Origin of the sequence: uncultured Endozoicomonas sp. (assembly GCF_947495845.1) — a bacterium.
Classification (GTDB): Bacteria; Pseudomonadota; Gammaproteobacteria; order Pseudomonadales; family Endozoicomonadaceae; genus Endozoicomonas.
Window position 1 is genome coordinate 1 of sequence record NZ_CANMAO010000001.1, and the last position, 23,585, is coordinate 23,585.

Here is a 23,585-nt window from a genome sequence, read left to right on the forward strand (position 1 = left end):
TAAACAAATGACTTGAGTTTATGAACTTTATTGAGGATAGTTTTTATAAGCATCAGCGACGTTTCTTATTGTTTTTTGTCTGCAAACAAAAAAATCTATCAGAAATTGATCGCTGGTGCTTTTTTTCATTAAATCAGTTCATTTTTTACCCACAGATATCCCTGAAGAGCCAATAAATCAGTCAGATACTATCTAGGTATGTTTGTTGAACAGCCCAAATGTGATGTGGACAAATGCAGTGCTGAGAAAATACGTGCGGCATCATTGATCGCTGAGTTTATCAAGCCACCGATTTCACTAGAGCAAGTTATCAACTATCCGGTCTACATCAATCCTGAAGGTGCTCTGGACGTTGTAAGTGTGAAGAATCAGATTGGCTGGTACCAGAAAAACAACATGATAAACTATGGTACCAGCATTGAGGATGTAGTGGATCGAACCTACATTAAACCACTGAATTAAAGTATGAGTCTGCTCATCTTTTACCAACGCCTCACTTGCGCATAAGTAGTTAACCACCTGAAATCATATTTTCTGACTCATTGATCAGGCTCTCTGACTGCGTTACAACTCTGGTCACATAGCTCGCTATGCTCCCGCCGTTGCGTCTTGCAGAGAACCTGGTCAATAAGCCAGAAATATTCGATTCCAAATGGTCAACTACTTAATGGCGCAGAAAAAGTACTAGATATGGATTTTCCTTTGCCAAAAGGTGTAACAGTCCCTTATAGGGACTGTTGGAAAAGAAGTTTGTTCATTGAATACGATGAACTTCAATTGTTTTAGCAACGTGCAGTAACTGTTTTTTTAGCCATAGAAGACTCTGATCTTTATCTCTCAAAGGGTGCCAGGCAAGAAGGTGTTGGTAGGAAAGTTCACTGTCTTCTATCTGGTACCAGCTGAAATTAAATTGATCAGCATAATATTTTGCCACAGCAGCCGGCAGCACAGTAACCAGCCCAAGTTTTTGCATAAGCTCAGGTACTGCAAGAAACCCCGTGGTGTGTATTGCGATAGTTCGTTGAATACCATGGCGCTCACACCATTCATCCATCAGTGCTTGAGAGTGCCCCCATATCGAAGGGTAGATAAACCTCAATGCTCTGATCGCGTCGGCTGTGATAACCGCTGATGCATCATGAATTGGCTCTGGAGAAACAAGAACCAACCGTTCACTGAGAAAACGGGTGGATTTAAGGTTTTTTGACAGTCGACCACTCTTTTCAAAACCGACAACAAGATCAACAGCTCGGGTTTCCAACTCTTGGGAGTAATCGGTGGCCTTAAGATCCTTAATTTCCAGTTTAATATTGGGGGCTTGTCCTGAGATTTTTCCCATCAAAGCCGGCACAATAATAAGTTCAACATAGTCGCCTCCTGCAATTCTGAAGGTGGCTTCACTTTCTTCTGGCTCAAACACGGAAACATTGGTCAGACTTTGCTCCAGCAGTAACATGGCCTGCCTTATGGCCGGTGATATCAAACGAGCCTGATCTGTAGGTGCCATACCGCCATACACGGGGACAAACAAATCATCATTGAACTGCCTTCTAAGTCTTGAAAGCGCATGGCTGATCGTTGACTGCGAAAGGTTTAGCTTTTCAGCCGTTCGGCTGACGCTTCCTTCTGTCATCAGGAGATCGAAAATTCTCAACAGGTTTAAATCAATTCGATTCAGGTCACGCATAACTTTCCAGTGTTACAGAATAGTAAGTACCCAACCATATGAAACCATATTTTCTGGCTTAGTGGTCAGCCACTCTACTGCGTTACATCTGCGATTACATAGCTATGGCTATGCTCACTCCGATGTGCCTTGCATAGTAACTAACCACTAAGCCAGAAATATTCGATTTCATATGATCGGGTACTTAGTATCGATATGAACCATAGCTGAATGCTGAAGTTTCATTTTCTGCATAGGATAGAGCTGTTTACTATTAGCGCAATCAAAAATTGAGCAGTAAACATGTTAAGAAATTATCTTTTCCTTTTTGGAATAGGCGTAATCTGGGGTTCACAGTTCATCTTCCAGCAAATGGCTGTTGCCGATCTCTCTCCAGTTTGGGTGGGGGCAGGGCGGTCTCTGGTCGGGTTTATGACTTTAGCGGTCATCTGTCAGGTATTGAGAATCAAAAGCAATGGCGGGCAGTGGTTTAAGTTTAGTCTGATTGGGCTTCTGGAAGCAACTATTCCTTTTGTGCTGGTAGCCTGGGGGCAACAGTATTTGGATACCGCCATTGCCGCCATTCTGATGGGCACCATTCCATTCTTTACGGTCATTCTTGCGCCTTTGGTGATTCGTGGTGCGAAGATTACTTTTGCTGGTATGGGAAGTGTCTTGCTGGGTTTTGCCGGGTTGTTAACACTGTTCTATCCTGAGTTAATGTCAGGCAGTGGCAGTGCAAATCTGCTGGCAGCGGGTGCCATCGTTTTTGCTGCTGCTTGTTTTGCAGTCGCACTCTTGTTGTTGAAAGGTGTGCACAGTGAACACCCATTAGTGATTGCCAGAAATGTACTGGGCTGTGCTTCTGCTCAGATTGTTTTGTTTGCGTTGATTGTGTCGCCGGTCAATGAGGTAACGCCGACAACATCCAGCCTGATGGCGATAACTTACCTCGGTATGTTGTGCGCAGGGCTGGTGTACTTTCTCTATATGGTATTGATACGCGACGCAGGTCCAGTATTTGCATCGATGAATAACTATCTTGTACCTATGATAGGTGTTCTGCTGGGCGCAACCATTAATGGGGAAGCTTTGACTGTATACACTTGGGTTGCACTTGGCGTGATTTTGATGGCTGTGGCCTTTAACCAGTTCTTTTCACGTAAAGAAGCTCAGGCTGCCTGAGCTTCATCTCTTCGCATTTTTAGATCACTTTACTACCAGCCAAACAACTTCAGGTTCTTGTCGAGCTTGAAGTTGCTGGTCAGTACTGCATGCTGGTCAAGGTTATATTTGACGTTATTGACCAGTTTCTGATCTCTTAAGAGTGCTGGGATATTTTTGACATAGAGTTTGTCGTAGAAAATATCCGTCATGACTTTGAGCATTCGGTTACTAAAATCCCCTTGACTGCTCCAGTGTCGTTCATCGTCGGGTGTGGGCAAATAGGCATCCGCTGATGTTTCACTGTCTCGACTGGCAGAGACTACGACCATATATGCCGGAATATCTTTCCCGCCTCGGGTTTCACTTTCTTCGATGATATTCGGATTCAGGGCGTTGTAGACGTAGCGGTAAGGTAAATCAAACATGGTACCGGAGTGGCAGGTGTCAACAAAGACTAACAGCCGGGTACTTTTATGGAACTTTTTAAAAGCGTCGTGTAATTCATCGTCCGCAATCACCTCTTTTCCGGCAACCAGAAGTTCATCGATGTTGTCGGACTCATCACTATTCCGGTCTGTTGTATGGGTACCATGACCACTGAAACTGATAATTACCCGGTGAGGCCCCGGTGAAGCATGTGTTTTCTCTGCAAGGCTACGGATTTCCGATAATAACTTTTCTTTGCCCATTGGTTCTCTTAAATCGGTTTTAACATTCAACGAGTGCGCAGGAATACCCTTTGTCATGGCAGCCCATTGGAAAAAATTCCAGGCGTCATTTCGACAACCGTTCAAAGTAGGGACTTCAGGGGTGTGGTCATAATTCTGGCCGGTAAACAATCCCATGATGTGATGCATGTTTTCGAATTCGAAATAGTAATCGTCATCGAAAGGGCACTGGTTGTCATAACATGGCGTTGAGTTTTGTGATGAAAAATTACTGGTTGAATACGCGACAGCGGGGTGGTGAGTAAGTAGGGCTGAACATAGTAGAGAAATAAAAATCAGCTGTTGTATGTAGCGCTTGAGGGGGACAGTCATACAGTTCCTCATAGTAAACCATGAAGTAGCAATGTAGAGGAGGGTGATATCATGCAAAGTGTGGTTACTCAGGTTAGCAGAGTTATTTTAGTGGACAGGGGAAAATACCAATAAAAAAAGCGTGATGGATGCTTGCATGCTGATCAGCTTTCCTTATAATCAGCGGCGTCTGGTGAGGGGTGAAATCTTCTGGTCAGATATTCTTTGATGGTGGGCGTAGCTCAGTTGGCAGAGCTCCGGATTGTGATTCCGGCGGTCGAGGGTTCGAGCCCCTTCGCCCACCCCATTCAAATTATTCCCTTCATAGCTTTCGTTAATCCTCTTTCAGTATTGAAGCTTCTGTTTGATAGTGCTTATTGCCCCGTATCTTGTTCACTAAGTAAGGTATTGTACGGCAAGGCTCATTTGTTCTGTGCGTTCCTATATTTCTAGCTGTTTATGGCCATGATTACAGAGCAGCTATGCTAGCCTGTTGTAAAAACGTCAAATAAGAATAGTCTGGTCCGGCAGATTGAGCAGAAGCAGGGTTGATAAATATGTTAATGGATAAGGTTATCGGGCACCGGGGTGTGGCTGCTGAGGCGCCTGAAAACACGTTAGCTGGCTGTCGTATGGCGGCTGAAAAGGGATTTCGGTGGATAGAGGTTGATGTCACTCTATTGGGTGACCAGACAGCGGTACTGTTTCATGATCGTCGTTTAAATCGTACTACCAATAAAAAGGGAAGCCTGCGTGCTGCGAGCAAGGCTTTGCTTGCTGACATTGATGCGGGTAGCTGGTTATCAAGCCAGTTTGCCGGGGAGCCGATTCCAACACTTCATGAAGCACTGGTTGCAATCAAGCAGCTTAATGTAGGTCTTAATATTGAGATTAAGGTCAATGGCTGTTCAAAACGACAACTGGTGACTGCCCTGCTGAAAGAAATTGAAAACACGGGATTTCCAAAAGATAGGCTGGTGGTTTCCAGCTTTAATTACAGTGCTCTGAAAATGTTTGCGGATGAATCTGATATCGCAACGGCCTGCCTTTTTGAGCGCTTGCCTTTAAGCTGGAAAAGGAAGGCAAGAAAGGTAAATGCGAGATCGATCAATCTAGGGCAAGCAAAGGTGTCGAGAAGAAAAATAGAGAAAGTGAAGACTGTCGGTTATGAAGTCTACTGTTACACCGTGAATTCTAAAGAGCGGTTTGAACAGTTACTGGCGTGGGGTGTTGATGGCGTTTATACAGACACGTCATCGTTGCTGGATCAATAGTTGGATAAATAGGTAAGTAAATATAAAGGTAAGAAAAAGCAGACAGGGAATGTCTGCTTTATGTCGTTTATAGCTCGTCCACTTCCCGCAGATATTTGAACAGTTTTTTAGCTGCTACGGGTGGCTTATTCTGAGACGCTTCTTTCTGAGCATTGCGAACCAGCTGGCGGATGTGTTGATGCTCCGCATTTGGGTACTGTTCCAGATAGTCGGTCAAAGCCTTATTGCCGTCAGCATCTCCAATTAAGCGATCGCGCCATCTTTCCAGCTGGTGGAAGCGACGATTGTGTTCTTCACTGGAAGAGTTCAGCTGATTTAACAGTTCGGTGATTGGCTCCATCTCCTGATCGACCAGCAATTTACTGATAAATCCAAGATGGCGCTTACGGGCGTTGTGGCTGGTAATACGCTTACTTTCGTCCAGTGCGGCGCGCAGGCGGTCATTCAGCGGCAGTTTATCCAGCAGCGAAGGTTTGAGCTCCATGAGACTGGTGCCAATCTCTTTAAGCGCATCCATATCTCGCTTCAGCTCAGCGCGGCTGACGTAGATGATTTCTTCTTGCTCTTCATCGTCCCAGGCTTCCTGAATACGACGGCTTTTTTTACTCATAAGTCTTTCTCTAAGGGGGAGGGTGCCATTGCGGGAATTAATACATGCTATTTTACTTCAGAATCTGATGGAATTGGGATGTTTTGTATAAGTAGTTGTAGGCAGACGATCAAATAGTCAGAAAATTTGATTTCGTATGGACAACTACTTATCAGGTGCATTCTTTTCATTCCGGCGGCAAAATACAAAAAAGCATAAACAAAACAGACAGGGTGGAATCATGGGCGAAACTTCCAATGCGGTACTGGATCCACGTGCTGAAGAAGCCAGGCTGAAAGGGCTGGCTGGCGATATTCTGGATGAAGCGGCGCGACAGGGAGCGGATGGGGCAGAAGTAGGGATTAGCCTGGACTCCGGGTTATCTGCCAGTGTCCGTATGGGCGATGTGGAAACCGTCGAGTTCAATCGCGATCAGGGTCTTGGTATTACCGTGTATCTGGGTAAGAAAAAAGGCTCGGCCAGTACTTCCGACAGCAGCCTTCAAGCCATTAAGGACACCGTACGTGCGGCATTGGATATTGCCCGGTATGCCTCAGAAGACCCATTCTCCGGCTTGGCTGAAAGAGCATTAATGGCAGATGCTGCCGCGCTTCCCGATCTGGACCTTTATCACCCTTGGGGTATCGAAGCTCCCGAAGCTATTGATCTGGCACTTCAATGTGAAGATGCCGGCCGGAACTACAGTAAGAAAATTATTAACTCGGATGGCGCCAGTGTTTCCAGCCATCAAGGCGCACGTGTTTATGGCAATAGTCATGGTTTTATTGGTAGTTATGTTTCCAGTCGGCACAGTTTAAGTGCAGTGTTGATTGGCATGCAGGAAGAGGAGATGCAGCGGGATTACTGGTACACAGTGAATCGTAATGCCAGTTTGCTGGAAAATGCCGTAGAGGTCGGAAAGACCGCTGCAGAAAGAACCATCAGCCGCCTTGGGGCTCGTAAAGTAGATACTGCCGAGGTGCCGGTGCTGTTCTCAGCGGATATGGCCGCCGGTTTGATTTCTCATTTTCTGGGAGCGATCAGTGGTGGCAATTTGTACCGTCAGGCGTCTTTTTTGTTGGATCATCTTGGTCAGCGGATATTCCCTGAATGGATGCGAATTCATGAACAACCGTTATTGCAAGGCATGTTGGGCTCGGCCAGTTTTGATAATGATGGATTGGCCACCTATGCCAAAGACTTTATTAAAGACGGCGTTCTGGAACACTACATACTGAGTACTTACTCCGCACGAAAGCTGGGTATGAAAAGTACTGCAAACGCGGGCGGTGTGAATAATCTCTTTGTTGAAAGCAATGCGGGTGGTCAGGCTGAGCTGTTGAAGCAAATGGGCACCGGGCTTTTGGTAACAGAGCTTATGGGGCAGGGTGTCAATACGGTAACTGGTGATTATTCGAGAGGCGCTGCAGGTTTCTGGGTGGAAAACGGCGTGATTCAGTTCCCCGTGTCGGAAGTGACCATTGCTGGCAATTTGAAAGATATGTATCGGGATATTGTGGCGGTTGGTAATGATGTTGACCCAAGAAGCACCATTCAAACCGGCTCTATTTTATTGAATAAAATGAAACTGGCTGGCGCTTAACGGTTTATGGGGCTTTGGTGAAACCCGAAGGTCGGTAATTCTGTAAGAATTGCCGACACCTCGCAGACCTGCAGGAGTTGAATGCCGGCAACCCTTCAGGTTACTAATCTACGATATCTGCTTCTGCCCAACCAGCAACCCCACCCGTTGTCTTTTGATACCTAGCAAACACTTTTGCCACAGAGACAGGTTGCCAAAATTGTAACAATGGCTGGTATGTACAACCTCAAATCCCACATCCTGCAGTTGTTGTTGCCAATGATACGCAGAGTTGAAGCAAACACCCACGCCAGCAGTATTTGCGCCCAGCCTGCGGGTCAGCCTTTTCAGCCACTTTGAAGCGGTTAAATGGAAAATACGTTTTCCGGGGATGTTTGAGTCGTTCTTGCCTTCATAAAAATTCTCAAAAATAATAATCAGCCCACCGGGAGCCAGCATATCGTAGGCATCCAGCAAACCCTGTCGTTGTAACTGATGAGTCGATGAGTAGCCGGATGTCACAAAGTGGTGCAGTACCCAGTTGAACTGAATAAGATCAAAGGTTTCACTGTTATTAAATTTCTGGAAAATACCGTGACGTAAATGCTTGTTTGGATGAACATTGTTTTTACCCAGCATGGCTTCATCGGGCTCAACGATGGTTACCTGACTACCGGCATAATGTTTAAGAAATCGGTCTGCGTAAGAACCATTACCACCACCCACATCGAGCAAGTGCAGATTTTCGGGGCTCTTTATAAATTCATTGACGGCTTTGTTGAAGTATTGAAACAGTGAATCGTCAATGTATTCAACATCGAAGGCAGCGACTTGCTCTGCATTAAGTAATTTGACGGGTTCAGGCATGATGGGTTCCTGACTGGCGTAAGAAAAAGGGTGCTTCCAGTAGGTATCTGATGAATAGATGGGAAATTTAGACAGCGTGGTCAGAATGGTGTGAAGAAAAGAGGGGCAAGGGACTAAGGAATTGTTCCTGAATAAATTCACTGCTCAGAGAAGTGTTGCTTTCCGTTTACCGTTATCCGTTTTCCGTAAAAGCACAATCAGCAAGGCTTTACGGAAAACGGTTCTGGTTAAATGTGAAAGTTATTTTGTGACAGTTCCTATCCATAGAACAACGTCGCCAATCCAAGAAAAGAAAAGAAGCCAACCACATCCGAAATAGTGGTGAGGATGATGGTTCCCGCTAAAGCCGGGTCAATATTCAAAGACTTGAGCAGAACGGGCAGAGTGGCGCCAGTAATCACCGCCACACTCAGATTGATGACCATAGCGCAGGCAATAACCAGAGAAATGATCGGGTCATCAAACCAGAACCAGGCGATGGTTGCGACCAGCGTGGCCCATAACAGGCCATTCAGAAAGCCTGCCACTAACTCCCTGCTCAATAACCATTTCAAGTTAGTGGTGCTGATTTGGCCAAGCGCCATGCCCCTGATCACCAGCGTTAGTGCCTGACTTCCAGCATTGCCACCCATACCGGCAACAATCGGCATAAGAACAGCAAGAGCAACCACCTTGTCGATGGTTTCCTGAAACAGGCCAATAACGGAAGCGGCAATAAATGCCGTAATCAGGTTAACCCCCAGCCAAACGGCTCGGCGGCGTGCTGTTTTCAGTGCGGGAGCAAAGGTGTCTTCGTCATCATCCAGACCGGCCATGCTCATCATGGAATGTTCCGCTTCTTCCCGGATAACATCCACCACATCATCGATGGTGATACGCCCCAGCAGCTTGCCATTTTCATTAACCACGGGAGCAGAGATCAAATCCTGTCGCTCAAATAACTGGGCAACCTGAGTGTCGTCCATATCGGCAGGAATGGGGTCGAGATCGGTTAACATCACTTCCCGAACCGTAGCGCCCGGGTCGGTGGTCAGTAGCACCGTAAGCGGCAGGCGACCAATGTATTCACCACGGCGGTTGACCACTAAAAGATTGTCTGTGGTTTCAGGAATGCCTTCATGACGGCGTAAGTAACGAAGAACAACATCCACCGTATTGCTGGGCCGGACCGTAATGGTATCGGTGTTCATCAAGCCGCCGGCGGTGTCTTCCGGATAAGCCAGAACCACTTCAACCCGTTGGCGGTCCATGGTGTTCATGGAATCCAGTACTTGCCGGGTAATGGTGTCGGGCAATTGCTGCAGAAGGTCGGCAATGTCGTCTACGTCCTGACCTTCGGTGATGGCTTTCAGCTCCGCAATGTTCATGCGGTCCAAAAAGAACTGACGAACCTCTTCGCTCAACTCTTGCAGTACATCGCCTTCCTGCTCCCGGTCAATCAGGCGCCAGAGCAGGCTGCGCAGCTTGGGAGGCGAGGATTCCAACAGGTGAGCAGTATCGGCAGGCGGCAACATATTGAGCATATGGCGCAACTCGGAAGACACGCCATGCTCAAGGGCATCATTGAGTTTGATCAGCTCGGCTTCACCGATGCTCAATTGCAGCTGTTGTGCCATGGACGTCTGCCCGGATAAAAAATGGTTGAATTTACAAGATATAGGAAGTGTATGTGGGTGAGCAAACTTGGCTCACTCATCTTCTCCAAAGCGTTCATCGATCAGGTTGGACAATGCTTCAACCGCGGCTTCTTCATCATGACCATCACAATGGAGCTCCAGCTCTGAACCCTGACCGGCAGCCAGCATCATGATAGCCATAATGCTTTTGCCATCCACCTTCCGGCCATTAAAAACAACATCCACCTGGCAGGCAAAGGCCGCTGAAGTAGTGACGAATTTAGAGGCAGCCCTTGCATGTAATCCCAGTTTATTGATGATCTTTTTTCGATAGGTAATCATTATTTATGAAGTTCTCTGTGTCTGACCTGAATCCGCTCTAGTCTTCCGGTGAAATGCTCACCCAGCGTTTTACAAATATAGACCGAGCGGTGCTGTCCTCCAGTGCAACCAATCGCAATGGTCATATAACTGCGTTGGGCGGACTCAAAGCGAGGGAGCCACTTATCCACAAAGGTGGCAATATCGTCAACCATCTCGATGACCATCGGATCATCTTTCAGAAAATTGCCGACCGGCTCATCCAGCCCATTAAATTCACGCAGCGTTTCATCCCAGAATGGGTTAGGGAGACAGCGAACATCGAAAATATAATCCGCATCAGAAGGAATGCCGTTTTTGAAACCAAAGGATTGGAACAGTACTGTCATGGCATTTTTACTGTCCGTACAGAACGTCTGTTTAATTAAATCGCGAATTTGGTGAACGGAAAGCGGTGTGGTATCAATTTTCAGATCGGCGCTGACCAGCACCGGTTTCAGCAGTGTTTGCTCCTGCTCAATCGCTTCCCTTAATGAAATCTGATCATTGCTCAGAGGGTGCTTTCTCCGAGTAGAGCTGTAGCGGCTGACCAGCTTTTCGCTGTCGGTGTCCAGGTAGAGAACCTGGCAGTCAATCCCTTGATTTTTGAGTGTTTTAATGAGTTCCGGGAACGTGTTTAGCGCCCCTGGCAGATTGCGAATATCAATGCTGACCGCCATTTTTGGTGGTTCTTGGCTGTGGCTCTTCAAAGTGCCTGGCAGCTGGCTAAGCAGGCTGACGGGCAGATTATCAACACAGTAAAATCCCTCATCTTCAAGGGTGTTCAGCACAGAGCTTTTTCCGGAGCCTGATCGCCCGCTGATGATGATCAGTTTCATGATTAGTCCTTTATAGGATTTGGCAAATACCTAATATTCTACGTTTAATACTGAGATAGAGAAGTTATTTTTTTAAAAACGATGCTTCGGAAACTGAATGTAACAACCTCTTTAATCTTTTCTTCGTACTTTGTTAGGAATACTAACCGTTTGGTTAGGTATTTATTTAAGACTCTCGTCTATCTTTTACTTCAACACATTATATAAGAACTGTACTTAAGGTGTTTTATTAATTGTTTGTCTCATAACCCATAGTTGAAGGAATATAAAATGACTCCAGTAAAATCCCAAGTAGTGCCAACAAATTCAGATTCGCTCCCACTTAACGATAAAAACTTTGAAAGTCAGGAGACTGATGAAAAGGTTGCTAAACATAATAGACGCGAAGTTAGATTGGCTGTTATTAGAGCTAGCAATGAGGAGGTTAAGCGTAAATTAACATCAGAGCTGCCAGAAGTTGTTGTGGCCAAAGATCGCGTAATCGAGAGTGAAGAAAAATATATTGAAAGAAAAACGGAAGCTGCTACAAAAGCAGAACACAAAGCATTGGAACCAAAGACTTTTTTCCAAACAGTGAAAGAAGTAGCTAAGAAACTTACTGACAGGGTAATTGCCGTTCTTGAGGTTGTTTACAAAAAAATAGGTTTAGAGTTTTGTGTTAACAAAGTTAGGGAGTTAGTCGCTCCGAAAGTAGATTTATATCTTGCGCGTAGAGCTGCTGCTAACTCTGAGAGAGAAGCGAAGCTTCTTGAACCATTGAAAGCTAAGCTTGAAGCGCGAGGCGTAGCCGCGCCTATTATGGCAAAAACTGCTTCAAGTTCTCCTTGTGTTGGTCAAAATGCTGATGATACTTTCTCTGAAGCCAACATCAAACTGCTTCAAAAGGCTGAAGAGAGGGATCGTAAAGCGCTGGCAGCAATTGCTGACATTGAAGCAAAACGTGCCAAGATTGAAGAAGATAAGAGAAAGGACTTCGTTGAGCACAACTCTGATAATGCGCTTATTGCAAAAATAAAAAGCGAGCTTGGTGAAACAGAAGAGGCAAAAAGTGCCATTGCTTATATTGAAAAAGGTATTGCTCTGGAAGAAAAACACGCCCGAGATAATGTGTACGCAACCAGAGGTATTGCTAAGGCTGCAGTGAAGCATCAAGCGGGTGGATTAGCCTATGAAGTTATTGAACATCCAGCTTCAGCTAAAATGCTTGCAGCTAAAGTAGCTTTTGATGAAAAGATGGCAGCCAGAAAAGCGGCTTTGGATGAAAAGCTATACGCGCGTAAAGCGGCTGAGAATCTTAAAGGCTTTGAAGCGTTGAACAGCCTGTTGTTGCTCCAGTCGTAGGCTATCTGAAACAGGGGGCTGAAAGCGTGCTTCAAAGCATTCCGGTTGTTGAAAGTCTGTACAACTTGTTTACTGGAAAAAGCTAGTTAATCGCAGGTATGAAAAAAGCCACTCTTTGTAGTAGGCTGATAAGTTATGGGGCACCTGAATTTGATTCAGTCCCCATTTAATCTCTTATAAATCAGTTAGTTATCTTTTTGCAAATTGCGATTTAGCGTAGGATGATGTTGTTTTGTCCTTTAATAACAATGTCTTACGCATCGAACTCCAAAAAAAAGCACCATAAATTCCGAATCTGGGTTTATAAATCAGCACAAAATTCCTTATGCAATCAGGCTGTTACTAAATCCTATAGCCATAATACCTCTTGTATAGAATTCTCTTGTGGAGATAACCCTATATATTCGATGTGAATCATGGGAATCCGTATATAAAACCAGCAGTTTGACAGCATTCTCAATTATTCATGGCTCATTTTTTTTAGTTCGTTGTATAACCTTTTGTTTTTAAAAATAAATTTTACATCATCGTACGGTTTTCCTTGGATTTGGAATTTCTAAGTGGTTGAAATTCATGCATAAAAACCGGCACCCAAGCTCAACTTAGGTGCCGCATAACTTATCAGCCTATCTTTGTAGTGGCTTTTTTTTTGTCTGAACAAAACCCCAAGACTTCCGTATTAACGCTAATGATGAGTAATACAGTCGTACAGGTTTTGAACGTTTTCTGCTTGCCGCACGGATGCCATTAACCGATCGGAGTGAAATTGTTCTGCCAGTGCTTTCAGGATTTCCAAGTGCTCCTGATTTTCACCTTCTGGCACAATCAAGGCAAACACCAGATCCACAGGTTTCTGATCGATGGAATCGAAATCCACAGGTTCTGCCAGACGAATAAACAGGCCAACGGGCTCCGGGCATGCTTTACAACGACAATGGGGAATGGCAATGCCATTGCCCAGGCCTGTGGTGCCAAGACGCTCTCTGGAAATCAGAGCTTCAAATAAATCCTTGCCATTAATCTCGGGCACCTCACTGCTGATGTGCTCGGCGATAAATTCCAGAATCTTCTTTTTACTGACCCCATGCACGCCATCAAAGGTTCGCGCGGGTGTGAGGATGCGATGAATAATCATGCTGCTATTTTATAGGTAAATCCGATAACCGGTAAACGAAGTCGTCAAAAATGTGGATGGTGCCAGTACGGGCTGTATACAACATATCTGACACCATTCTTGACTGGACTGAATTGACTGACGCCGGGCTATCGACCTAAGGATTTTTCTTTGTGTTTAACCAGCTGTCGATCCAGCTTGTCCGAGAGCAGGTCAATGGCTGCGTACATGTCTTCGTGGTCTGCGGTGGCATTGACTTCAGCACCCGGGACATGGAGGGTAGCTTCTGCCTTCTGTACCAGCTTTTCGACGCTGAGAGTCACCTGTACATTGGTGATCTGATCAAAATGCGACGCAAGGCGTTCCAGTTTTTTGATCACGTAATCGTGCAGAGCTTCTGTTACCTCGACATGATGTCCACTGATGTTGACTTGCATGTGACGCTCTCCTGATCCCTGTATTATAAAGAAGCTAACATGTTAACCATGTTGACCAGTGCGCGGGATGCTTCGTACTGGCTAACTTCGATTCTACCACTGTCATCCCACCTTGGAATGCCTCAGAGCAAAAAAATGTTTGTTGACTTAAGCAGTTGTCCAAATGAAATCATATTTTCTGACTATGTGGACAGTCACTCTGCAGCGTTGCAGCTTCGGTCACATAGCTACGGCTATGCTCCCTGCTCTACGCCTTGCATAGCAATTATCCACTTAGCCAGAAATATTCGATTTCATTTGCACAACTACTTATACCAACTGTTTGCGCTCATTGGATGGTGGGAAATTCATGGATTCCCTGTATTTGGCGATTGTGCGCCGGGCTACCTTAATGCCTTGTTCTCCCAGAATGGCTGCAATCTTATTATCGCTAAGGGGTTTTCTGGGACTCTCTTCGGCGATCAGCTTTCGAATATGAGCACGAATTGCCGTTGAAGAACACTCGCCGCCTTCAGCTGTGCTGACATGGCTGGAAAAGAAATACTTCAGCTCATAGACACCCCGGGGCGTATGCATGTATTTCTGAGTGGTCACCCGGGAGATGGTGGATTCGTGCATGCCGACTGCTTCTGCGACGTCGGCCAGTACCAATGGTTTCATGGCTTCATCACCCTGCTCCAGAAACGCTTGCTGATAAGCGACAATCTGGCTGGCGACTTTCATTAAAGTCTCATTACGGCTCTGCAGGTTTTTCAGAAACCAGCGAGCCTCCTGCAGGTGACTTTTCATAAAAACATTGTCGCGACTGTTGTTGGCTCGTTGCACCATGGACGCATAACTGTTGTTGATGCGTATTCTGGGTAGTGCATCGGAATTCAACTCAATCGTCCAACGATCTTTAATCTTGCGGACAGAGATATCCGGCACAACGTATTCCGCTTCCGATTGGTCAATGCTGCTACCGGGCTTTGGGTTGAAACTTTGTATCAGTGCCAGGGCATTGCGCAGTTGATCTTCTTTCATTTTGGATCGACGCATAATTTTTGCGTAGTCCCGCGTACCAAGCGCATCAAGATGATCGGACAATAATTTACGAGCGTTATCAAAGTGTGGCGTTGAGGGTGGCAGTTGTAGCAGTTGTACCAGCAGGCATTCCTGTAGATCGAGGCTGCCACAACCTACCGGATCAAACTGTTGAATTCGGTGCTGAAGAACTTTGATCTCTTCAATCTCTAATTCTTCCAGTTGGCTTTGCAGGGAAAGATAGATTTCATCCAGTGAACAGGTCAAATAACCGTCGGGGTTGATGCCTTCAATAATGGCCAGGCCGATTAAACGGTCTCTGTCGCCCATGGGTGTCAGATCAAGCTGCCATTCGAGATGATCCTGAAGGGATTCGGTGGAGCTGGATTTTGCCAGCGGATCATAATCATCATCACGGTTACTGGCTGGCAGGCTGGAGTAAACATCATCCCAGGCTGAATCAACGGGAAGGTCATTGGGAATGCTGTCTGACCATTCAGCCATTTCCTGAGGCTCTGCCTCGGCGTTGTTTTCGCTTAGGTCTACCAGATTTTCTTTGCCATCATTCTCACCGTCATTGCTGGTAGAAGGCTCATCGGACTGAGCTTCATCGGGCTCCAGCATTGGGTTGGACTCAAGGGCTTCCTGAATTTCCTGTTGAAGGTCGAGTGTAGAAAGCTGAAGCAGACGTATCGCCTGTTGCAGCTGTGGCGTCATGGCCAGCTGCTGCCCCATCTTGAGCTGTAAAGAAGGCTTCATCGGTAACCGTATACCTTTACTTCGTTGTCCGTGCCGGTGAGTTTACCTGTCTACGGCCATGAAGTTTCAGACAGGGGCTCGTCATTTCAAAATAGGTATTTGCACGGATGCTGTTGCGAGCACTCTCCATGTGAGCCTGATTATAACCATAGAGTAGCTATTGAAAAAAGCATGGGGTCGAAAGATTGTCTGACAGCAGTCATAACAAACGGCATTAACCTTATGGTTGGTTATTTGCACTGATTAAAAAATGAACTGAGGTTTGTTTGACATTGGTCAATTACAAATCGCTGTACAAAAAATATCCTGCGAGGCTGTAAAAAGCATTGGGTTATTTTGTGGATTTTCTAATTGTTATCCCAGTCGTTGCGCTGGTTATTTATGCCATTGTTAAAAATTACAGTGCATCAGCATCACTGGCCATTGCCGGCCTGGTATTGCTGAGTGCTGCTGCGTTGATGGGGGAGCAGAGCATTCTGCCCGAAGCCAAGGCAACCGGCTTTATGCCGTTTGATCTGTTTGAACTGATGAATGCGGTGTTTAAAAACCGTATGGCGGGTCTGGGTTTAACCATTATGGCTTGTGGTGGTTTTGCCAGTTATATGTCGCATATTGGCGCTTCTGAATCACTGGTTCGTCTTGCTGTAAAACCCATCAGTAAATTCAAATCACCGTATACCGTCCTGGCACTTTGTTATCTGCTCAGTGTCGTACTTCAGATGTTTGTTACTTCTGCCACAGGCCTTGGTCTTCTATTGATGGTGACGCTCTATCCGGTGTTAAGAAACATTGGTTTGAGCCCTGCGTCTGCGGTTGCCGTTATCGCATCTCCAGCAGCATTTGAGATTGGTGTGACTCAGGTTAACGCAAACTTTGCGGCCAGTCAGTCTGGCATTGAGATTACTGAGTATTTTCTGAACTATCAGGCTTGGATTACCGTCCCTATGGCGTTGGTGGCGGCAGGGCTGCATTTTGTATGGCAGCGTCGCTGCGATCTGAAAGACGGTTATATTGCAGCAGAGCATGTTGGTGAAGGCATCGAAAAATCCGATGACGACAAGCCAAAAGCGCCTGCTTTTTATGCATTGCTGCCAATGATTCCATTTTTCCTGTTGCTTACGTTCTCCAAGATGATGGTGACGTCCATTAAGATGAACTTGGTGGTGGCCATGTTGATCAGTGTGTTTGCTGGCATGCTGTGTGAGCTGATTCGTTCCCGCAAGATCAAAGAATCTTTGGATGGTTTTGATAGTTTCCTGAACGGAATGGGCGCAGTGTTTGGTCCTGTTGTCGGGTTGATTATTGGTGCTGAAGTGTTTGCCACTGGCTTAAAGCACATTGGCGCTATTGATTCTTTGTTGGGCTCTGCTCAGGGTCTTGGCATTGGTGCTGGTGGTATGACCGTCTTTATGGCAATGCTGATCGCAGTGGCCGCCATTATGATGGGCTCTGGTAATGCTGCATTTCTGTCGTTTGCCACGCTGGCTCCAGATGTGGCGAAGACCTTTGGGGTTCCAGCGGTTGCCATGTTGCTGCCAATGAACTTTGCTGCATCCATGGGGCGTTCAATGTCGCCGATTGCTGCTGTCGTGATTGCCTGTGCGGGTATTGCGAAGATCTCACCCTTTGAAGTGGTGAAAAGAACAGCGGTGCCGATGGTTGGTGCATTTGTGGTTGGTATGGTTCTGCATCTGATTTTGTTTGTTTGATGGTTGATCACGTCATCTCCCCAGTATAATCACCTTGTACTGGGGAGTGATCTATCACTCTTCACATTGCTTTATCCATTTCCAAGCATCTGTAAGCTCTGCATTATTAAAGTATCTTTCCTTGATGTGGAGCATTCTGGCGAATGGGCTGTCCGCATGAACCAGCAGTTTGATCAATTTACTATCTGACACAATGGCGATTTTATTGATGTTTTTCAGGTGCCCCAGTGTCCATTTCAGGTCTTCATACATTGCTGCTGCGGTGAAATGAGCATCGGGGTGGTAAACGATCAAAAAGCTGAGTTTGCCGTACTGATCGATCATTGCTTGTATCTTATTGATCCATCGCTGCTCTTCTTCTGAAGCAATTCTACCGGTGACGTCTAAGCCGACAATGGCGCCTTTGCTTTCTGGGAGTAGTTCGATCATGGCTATTTTCTCCTATAAAGATTGAAGCTGCGGTATTAAACGCAGCCTCAATATCAATAAGAAGAAGGATAGCAGCTGAGTTAGAGGCTGAATTGATGCCCAAGATAAACGTCACGAACCTTTTGATTGGCCAGTACGGTATGACTATCACCCTCTGCAATGATGTGCCCTTCGCTGACGATATAAGCCTTTTCGCAGATATCCAGAGTTTCCCGGACGTTGTGATCAGTGATCAGTACCCCGATTCCCCGGTTCTGCAGGTGACGAATAATCGATTTGATATCACCCACAGAAATGGGGTCAACACCAGCAAAGGGTTCATCTAGCAGGATGAATGTAGGGTCGGTTGCCAGTGCCCGGGCAATCTCTGCTCGTCTTCTCTCACCACCAGACAGAGCCATACCAGCGCTGTCTTTTATATGACCGATATTGAACTCTTCCAGCAGGGATTCCATTTTGGCAACGCGCTGCTTTTTGTTGAGATCTTTCCGAGTTTCCAGTATCGCAAGAATATTATCTTTGACGCTTAGACGCCGAAATATTGAGGCTTCCTGAGGCAGGTAACCAATGCCTGCGCGGGCGCGATGATGCATGGCCTGAAAGGTCAGGTCTTGAGAATCGATGCTTACGATACCGCCGTCAGCTTTGACCAGACCAACAATCATATAGAAGCAGGTGGTTTTTCCGGCACCATTAGGGCCTAGCAGACCAACAATTTGCCCGCTATTCACTTCTAGAGAAACGTCTTTGACAACGCTTCTGCCCTTGTAGCTCTTACTGAGATGTTCTGCCTTTAGGGTTGCCATCCGCTCATCTGTAAATCAAGTAATTTATATAGTGCACAACAACCATTATTTGGTTGTTGTCGCTTGTTTCGGCTGAATAACCATCTGTACCCGGCCACCATCACTCTGTGACTGAGAACCCTTGGCGTTTACCGTCTGTTTTGCCAGGTCGTAGTTGATCTTATCACCCTTAAAGGTGTCACCTTGCTGGGTCAGCTGTGCATCGCGTATCAGTTCAATTTCATCTTTTTTGATGCTGTAATGAATCGTATAGCCCCAGGCTTGCACCGTTCCCTGAGCGTTGGCTTGAAGCTCTTCGTAGTAGGCACGTTTCTTTTTACCCTGAGCCGTCACTTTAGTGACTTCCTGCCCACTGGTTAATACAGTAACTGTGTCGCCTACAATGCGGGTGGTACCCTGAGTGACAATCACATCACCCCGGTAAATGGAGATGCCTTTTTTGTTATCAATATCCGCAGTATCCGAGCGAATATTGATGGGCTGTTGACGATCTTCAGGTAAAGCAAGTGCCAGTGCGGGAATAAACAGCAATCCAGCGATCAGGCTTTTATTCAGGCTCATAAGTCCCCCGCACTCTCGATTTCAAGTGGATTTGTCCCTGCTGAAAATAAGCGGTCATGCCGGTTGCCCGGGTTTCACCATTATCGGTAATGATCAGCACCGGGCGATGGGTATCTGCCACTTCTTCTTTCAGTGAAATGGTAACGAAATCTGTATCCATTCGAACTCTGCCGGTGCTCTGGTTGTTTTCATTGGCTATTCCGGTAGCGAATCGACCGGCAGTATTGTCCTGAATAACAACCACATTATCCCAGAGCTCAATATCATCGCCACCGGGCAATAGTTTGCCATTATCCGCGCGGGAAGTCGTGATCTGACCGTTGTCGCCCTGATTTTTCAGCACCGGCATTTGCAGCAGCGTGTGATCATTATAGGGATAATGGGTAATGCTGTCTGATTTCAGTTGGTACTTCAATGAGCCAGTAATGTCATGTTCTTTGATCAGAGCATCTGTCAGGAAGTAGTCGGCGTCCTGATCAATGACTTCTGTCGGGCTATTTATGACGATAGAGGCAGGACTATCGGCAAGCCAATAGACCAGTGCCAGAATCGCCAGCAGGATAGCACTGAGAATCAGGGTGGTACGATAGGTCATTCAGATTCCGTAAATAGCTATTTAAACGACGCCGGCTTTCAGCATGTCGTGCATGTTGATGGCGCCAACCGGCTGACGGTTCTCGTTAACACAGATCAGAGCATTGATTTTTCGGTCATCCATGATTTTTAACGCTTCGGCTGCCAGGATGTCTGGAGTAATGGTGGTGCATTGCACCGTCATCACGTCATCAATCAGGGTCTTGTGAGGATCAACGCCCTGGTCAAATGCACGACGAAGGTCACCATCGGTAAAAATGCCCACCAGTTGACGATTGTCGTCCACAACCGTGGTCATGCCAAGGCCTTTTCTCGTCATTTCCAGTAGCGCCTCGCCAAGGGCAGTGCCTTTGTTAACCGCAGGAATCCGGTCTCCGGAATGCATGATGTCCTGAACTTTCAGTAGCAGCCTGCGACCCAACGCACCACCGGGATGGGAAAAAGCAAAGTCTTCCGCGGTAAAACCACGGGCTTCCAGCAAAGCGATGGCCAGAGCGTCACCCATTACCAGTTGGGCGGTGGTGCTTGATGTCGGAGCAAGATCCAGAGGGCAGGCTTCTTTATCAACACCTGTATTGAGGTTGATCTCAGCGGCTTGCGCCAGAGTGGATGTTGGTTTTCCCGTCATGCTAATGACTGGGGCGCCCATGCGTTTAAACAACGGTAGCAGTGTAACAACTTCAGAGGTTTCGCCGGAGTTGGAGATGGCCAATACAACATCTTTTGCGGTGATCATGCCCATATCACCATGGCTGGCTTCACCAGGATGCACAAAAAATGCCGGTGTGCCGGTACTGGCCAGAGTCGCACAGATTTTGTTGCCGATGTGGCCGGATTTACCCATGCCAACTACGACCACACGGCCACTGCATTCCAGCATGATTCTGCAGGCACGGCTGAAGTCTTCACCAATTCTTGGCAGGATAGCTTCAATGGCGTCTTTTTCTATTTCGATGGTGCGACGGCCACTATTGATAAATGTTTGGTCAGAGCTCATTACTTACTAGTCTCAATTAGTTTGCAGGTAAAGCCAGATTGCATAGGCCAAATAGCCAGTAATCAGGGCGACACCGGTAAAGCGTCCAAGGGTTTTTGGTTGTTTGCCAATCATGGCTAACGCTGCCAGAACCAGAGTAAAGGCCAGCATGACTGGATAATCCCTGTCCATTACTGATGGGTTCAATGCGCCGGGCCTTACAATCCCCGGCATGGACAGTACTGCCAGCAGGTTGAATATGTTTGATCCTACAACATTACCAATGGCGATGTCGTGATGCCCGCGAATCGCACTGGCTACCGACGCGGCAAGTTCTGGCAGGCTTGTGCCGATGGCAACAATGGTCAGGCCAATCACCAATTCACTGATGCCCAGAATCGTCGCAATTTCTTTTGCACCCCAAACCAGTATTTGGGCGCTAATCAAAAGCATGACCAGCCCGCCAATCAGTTCAAGGTAGGCGCGGCCTTTTGGCATCTCTTCCAGTTCTTCCGTTTCAACCAGAGGTTCTTCCGGATGTGACTTTTGCCAGTACACCATCAGGTACAGGGTCACAAAAAGCCCCGACAGCAGTACCAGACTTTCCAGCAAGCCCAGGTAGCTGTTCCACAGACAGGCGCCGGCAATCAGGGTAACAAAGACCAACCATGGAATCTCCCGTCTGGCCAGTGCTGTTTTGACTGGAAGTGGCGCTATCAGTGCCGTTAACCCTAGCACCAGACCGATATTGGCAATGTTTGAGCCAATGGCATTACCCACAGCAATATCCACAAGCCCCTGCTGGGCGGCCATTAGAGATACCAGAATTTCGGGAGCCGATGTGCCGATGGAGACCACGGTAAGGCCAATCAGCATTGGGGAAATACCCCAGTTTTTTGCCGTAGCAGCGGCGCCGCCGACAAAGCGGTCGGCGCTCAGAGTAAGCAGTATGAAGCCAATAATGATGGCTATAATAGCGAGGATCGCAGGGTTCATTGCGGAGAGTTTCTCAAGGTGTCGACAGTAAACAGAGGAGTTTATGGAAAACAGGGGCTTTAATGCAACTTTAACTGTCGATGTACTATCTTCGTTTTTTGTTGCACAAATCGCCAGTGAGGGTGCAATAAAATTGTGAATCAGGTCATAATATACGGCTTGGATGATTTTGTACTTATCTTATGCAGGGATCTGCTTACCCGATGAACACCATCTCAACTAATCAATCAACTGATAACAGTAGCGATGTGCTGACCACGGATAATTTTATTGAAGTCCGCGGGCTGAGTTTTTACCGTGGCTCAAGAGTGATATTTAATAATATCGATCTGGATATTCCCCGTGGGAAAGTGGTCGGTATTATGGGACCGTCGGGTACAGGTAAAACCACGTTGCTGAGGTTGATAGGCCGACAGCTGGTGCCTGATCAAGGCTCGATCATGGTGGATGGTCATGATATTGCCAGTTTGTCCCGAGAACGATTATTCGTCCTTCGTCGTAAGATGGGTATGTTGTTCCAGAGCGGTGCGCTGTTTACTGATCTCACTGTTTTCGAAAACGTGGCATTCCCTTTGCGTATCCATACTGAACTGTCTGAAAGTATGATTCGCGATATTGTGTTCATGAAGCTTCAGGCGGTTGGCTTACGTGGTGCCTGGTCGCTGATGCCCAGTGAACTGTCCGGTGGCATGAATCGTCGTGTCGCACTGGCGCGGGCTATTGCGCTTGACCCTGAAATGGTGATGTATGATGAGCCCTTTGTAGGGCAGGATCCTATCGCCATGGGTGTGCTGGTTGGCCTGATTCGTAAATTGAATCAGGCGCTGGGTATCACCAGTATCATTGTGTCTCACGATCTTCATGAAACGGCCAGCATCGCTGACCTTTTATATTTGATTGCCGATGGTGAAGTCATAGGTCGCGGAACCCCGGAAGAGATGCTTAACTCCACTGATCCAAGAGTAAGCCAATTTATGCAGGGAATGCCGGATGGGCCGGTGCCTTTCCATTACCCGGCCAATGATTACCAAAAGGAATTGTTAACACCGGAGGTGTTTGATGAAGTTTGACGTACTGGGCCGGCTGGCGCAGCTGGGTCAGTTTGTGCTGGGTCATATTCAGTCCATTGGGCGATCCGGTATTTTTCTGTTTCTTGCTATTTTCTCCAGAGCGAGTTTCAAGAACAAAGGTGAGCTGCTGATTCGTCAGCTCTACAATGTCGGTGTTCTGTCGTTAATTATTGTGACAGTATCCGGGCTTTTTATTGGTATGGTTCTGGCATTGCAGGGATATAGCATTCTGGTCAGTTACGGATCGGAAGGTGCGGTGGGGCAGCTGGTAGCACTGAGCCTTGTACGAGAGCTCGGCCCTGTAGTGACGGCGCTGTTGTTTGCCGGCCGTGCCGGTTCAGCGCTGACCGCTGAAATTGGTTTGATGAAAGCCACTGAGCAGTTATCCAGCATGGAGATGATCGGCGTTGATCCGCTGAAGCGGGTGATCGCACCGAGATTTTGGGCTGGTGTTATTTCCATGCCATTGCTGGCTGCCATTTTTAATCTGGTGGGTATTCTTGGTGGCTCCATGGTGGGTGTTGATTGGCTGGGTATATATGAAGGTTCTTTTTGGACCGGCATGCAACAGTCCGTTGATTTTATAGATGATGTTGGCAACGGCATGGTGAAAAGTCTGGTGTTTGGTATTGTTGTGACCTGGATTGCTGTATTTCAAGGTTATGACGCAACACCGACATCAGAAGGCATTAGTCGTGCAACAACAAGGACGGTAGTTTATTCCTCCCTTGCGGTGCTGGGTTTGGATTTTATTCTCACCGCAGTGATGTTCGGAGAGCTTTAAGGAGAGC

General features: G+C 46.8%; 24 protein-coding genes and 1 tRNA gene. 9 read left to right on the plus strand and 16 right to left on the minus strand.

The features are described from left to right. The first annotated feature begins 198 nt into the window (after positions 1-198). On the plus strand, positions 199-462 hold the full coding sequence (locus Q1B11_RS00005; protein ID WP_299725375.1) for a hypothetical protein: 264 nt from the start codon (positions 199-201) through the stop codon (positions 460-462). A 292-nt stretch (positions 463-754) separates the two neighbouring features. On the opposite strand, the gene Q1B11_RS00010 is transcribed toward Q1B11_RS00005, so the two are convergent. After that, entirely contained in the window at positions 755-1,687 is a 933-nt protein-coding gene (locus Q1B11_RS00010; RefSeq protein WP_299725378.1) for a LysR family transcriptional regulator, read from the minus strand. Positions 1,688-1,969: 282 nt separating this feature from the next. Here Q1B11_RS00010 and Q1B11_RS00015 point away from each other — a divergent pair, with 282 nt between their 5' ends. Further along, positions 1,970-2,851: an EamA family transporter gene (locus Q1B11_RS00015; RefSeq protein WP_299725381.1), complete on the plus strand. Its 882-nt coding sequence runs from the start codon at positions 1,970-1,972 to the stop codon at positions 2,849-2,851. Positions 2,852-2,883: 32 nt separating this feature from the next. On the opposite strand, the gene Q1B11_RS00020 is transcribed toward Q1B11_RS00015, so the two are convergent. Next, positions 2,884-3,873 carry a caspase family protein gene (locus Q1B11_RS00020; protein WP_299725384.1) on the minus strand — a complete coding sequence of 330 codons (990 nt, stop codon included), beginning with the start codon at positions 3,871-3,873 and terminating at the stop codon, positions 2,884-2,886. A gap of 210 nt (positions 3,874-4,083) precedes the next feature. Here Q1B11_RS00020 and Q1B11_RS00025 point away from each other — a divergent pair. Next, a tRNA-His gene (locus tag Q1B11_RS00025) sits at positions 4,084-4,159 on the plus strand. A 250-nt stretch (positions 4,160-4,409) separates the two neighbouring features. Beyond that, on the plus strand, positions 4,410-5,126 hold the full coding sequence (locus tag Q1B11_RS00030) for a glycerophosphodiester phosphodiesterase family protein (RefSeq protein ID WP_299725387.1): 717 nt from the start codon (positions 4,410-4,412) through the stop codon (positions 5,124-5,126). Positions 5,127-5,193: 67 nt separating this feature from the next. On the opposite strand, the gene yjgA is transcribed toward Q1B11_RS00030, so the two are convergent. Then, positions 5,194-5,736, minus strand: coding sequence for a ribosome biogenesis factor YjgA (gene yjgA, locus Q1B11_RS00035; RefSeq protein ID WP_299725390.1), 543 nt, complete (start codon positions 5,734-5,736; stop codon positions 5,194-5,196). A gap of 220 nt (positions 5,737-5,956) precedes the next feature. Between yjgA and pmbA the strand changes: the two genes are divergently transcribed. Continuing rightward, on the plus strand, positions 5,957-7,318 hold the full coding sequence (gene pmbA / locus Q1B11_RS00040; RefSeq protein ID WP_299725393.1) for a metalloprotease PmbA: 1,362 nt from the start codon (positions 5,957-5,959) through the stop codon (positions 7,316-7,318). Between the two features lie 108 nt (positions 7,319-7,426). Here the strand turns inward: pmbA and Q1B11_RS00045 are convergent, their stop codons facing one another. From Q1B11_RS00045 to rapZ, 4 genes are all read right to left on the minus strand, one after another. Beyond that, a complete protein-coding gene (locus Q1B11_RS00045; protein WP_299725396.1) occupies positions 7,427-8,164 on the minus strand; it encodes a class I SAM-dependent methyltransferase in 738 nt (245 codons plus the stop codon). A gap of 257 nt (positions 8,165-8,421) precedes the next feature. After that, positions 8,422-9,780: a magnesium transporter gene (gene mgtE / locus Q1B11_RS00050; protein ID WP_067582711.1), complete on the minus strand. Its 1,359-nt coding sequence runs from the start codon at positions 9,778-9,780 to the stop codon at positions 8,422-8,424. Positions 9,781-9,852: 72 nt separating this feature from the next. After that, on the minus strand, positions 9,853-10,122 hold the full coding sequence (locus tag Q1B11_RS00055) for an HPr family phosphocarrier protein (protein ID WP_067516844.1): 270 nt from the start codon (positions 10,120-10,122) through the stop codon (positions 9,853-9,855). Then, positions 10,122-10,979 (minus strand): RNase adapter RapZ, encoded by an 858-nt coding sequence (gene rapZ, locus Q1B11_RS00060; RefSeq protein WP_299725404.1) that lies wholly within the window; start codon positions 10,977-10,979, stop codon positions 10,122-10,124. Before rapZ ends, Q1B11_RS00055 begins: the two co-directional genes overlap by 1 nt. Before the next feature lie 270 nt (positions 10,980-11,249). Here rapZ and Q1B11_RS00065 point away from each other — a divergent pair, with 270 nt between their 5' ends. Next, positions 11,250-12,320 (plus strand): hypothetical protein, encoded by a 1,071-nt coding sequence (locus tag Q1B11_RS00065; RefSeq protein WP_299725407.1) that lies wholly within the window; start codon positions 11,250-11,252, stop codon positions 12,318-12,320. A gap of 685 nt (positions 12,321-13,005) precedes the next feature. Here Q1B11_RS00065 and Q1B11_RS00070 read toward each other — a convergent pair. The 3 genes from Q1B11_RS00070 to Q1B11_RS00080 form a co-directional block, all read right to left on the minus strand. Continuing rightward, the gene (locus Q1B11_RS00070; protein ID WP_299725410.1) at positions 13,006-13,455 is read right to left on the minus strand and encodes a PTS sugar transporter subunit IIA; all 450 of its coding nucleotides are present in this window, start codon (positions 13,453-13,455) and stop codon (positions 13,006-13,008) included. A gap of 128 nt (positions 13,456-13,583) precedes the next feature. Beyond that, a complete protein-coding gene (gene raiA, locus Q1B11_RS00075) occupies positions 13,584-13,871 on the minus strand; it encodes a ribosome-associated translation inhibitor RaiA (RefSeq protein WP_067516852.1) in 288 nt (95 codons plus the stop codon). Positions 13,872-14,180: 309 nt separating this feature from the next. Further along, entirely contained in the window at positions 14,181-15,653 is a 1,473-nt protein-coding gene (locus Q1B11_RS00080; protein WP_299725415.1) for an RNA polymerase factor sigma-54, read from the minus strand. Between the two features lie 338 nt (positions 15,654-15,991). On the opposite strand from Q1B11_RS00080, the gene dcuC reads away from it, so the two are divergent. After that, entirely contained in the window at positions 15,992-17,362 is a 1,371-nt protein-coding gene (gene dcuC, locus Q1B11_RS00085; protein ID WP_299725418.1) for a C4-dicarboxylate transporter DcuC, read from the plus strand. Positions 17,363-17,416: 54 nt separating this feature from the next. Here dcuC and Q1B11_RS00090 read toward each other — a convergent pair whose 3' ends face one another. The 6 genes from Q1B11_RS00090 to Q1B11_RS00115 form a co-directional block, all read right to left on the minus strand. Then, positions 17,417-17,791 carry an STAS/SEC14 domain-containing protein gene (locus Q1B11_RS00090; RefSeq protein ID WP_299725421.1) on the minus strand — a complete coding sequence of 125 codons (375 nt, stop codon included), beginning with the start codon at positions 17,789-17,791 and terminating at the stop codon, positions 17,417-17,419. Positions 17,792-17,871: 80 nt separating this feature from the next. After that, on the minus strand, positions 17,872-18,597 hold the full coding sequence (gene lptB, locus Q1B11_RS00095; protein ID WP_299725424.1) for an LPS export ABC transporter ATP-binding protein: 726 nt from the start codon (positions 18,595-18,597) through the stop codon (positions 17,872-17,874). A 45-nt stretch (positions 18,598-18,642) separates the two neighbouring features. Continuing rightward, the gene (gene lptA, locus Q1B11_RS00100; RefSeq protein WP_067516946.1) at positions 18,643-19,158 is read right to left on the minus strand and encodes a lipopolysaccharide transport periplasmic protein LptA; all 516 of its coding nucleotides are present in this window, start codon (positions 19,156-19,158) and stop codon (positions 18,643-18,645) included. Then, complete coding sequence (gene lptC / locus Q1B11_RS00105) at positions 19,145-19,753, minus strand: LPS export ABC transporter periplasmic protein LptC (protein WP_299725432.1); 609 nt, start codon at positions 19,751-19,753, stop codon at positions 19,145-19,147. Before lptC ends, lptA begins: the two co-directional genes overlap by 14 nt. Positions 19,754-19,774: 21 nt before the next feature. Continuing rightward, positions 19,775-20,749 carry a KpsF/GutQ family sugar-phosphate isomerase gene (locus Q1B11_RS00110; RefSeq protein ID WP_067582744.1) on the minus strand — a complete coding sequence of 325 codons (975 nt, stop codon included), beginning with the start codon at positions 20,747-20,749 and terminating at the stop codon, positions 19,775-19,777. A 12-nt stretch (positions 20,750-20,761) separates the two neighbouring features. After that, positions 20,762-21,724, minus strand: coding sequence for a calcium/sodium antiporter (locus Q1B11_RS00115; protein WP_067516952.1), 963 nt, complete (start codon positions 21,722-21,724; stop codon positions 20,762-20,764). A gap of 203 nt (positions 21,725-21,927) precedes the next feature. On the opposite strand from Q1B11_RS00115, the gene Q1B11_RS00120 reads away from it, so the two are divergent. Continuing rightward, positions 21,928-22,794: an ATP-binding cassette domain-containing protein gene (locus Q1B11_RS00120; RefSeq protein ID WP_366139421.1), complete on the plus strand. Its 867-nt coding sequence runs from the start codon at positions 21,928-21,930 to the stop codon at positions 22,792-22,794. Then, positions 22,784-23,578: a lipid asymmetry maintenance ABC transporter permease subunit MlaE gene (mlaE, locus tag Q1B11_RS00125; protein WP_366139422.1), complete on the plus strand. Its 795-nt coding sequence runs from the start codon at positions 22,784-22,786 to the stop codon at positions 23,576-23,578. The genes Q1B11_RS00120 and mlaE overlap by 11 nt, the downstream gene beginning before the upstream one ends. Positions 23,579-23,585: the final 7 nt, after the last annotated feature.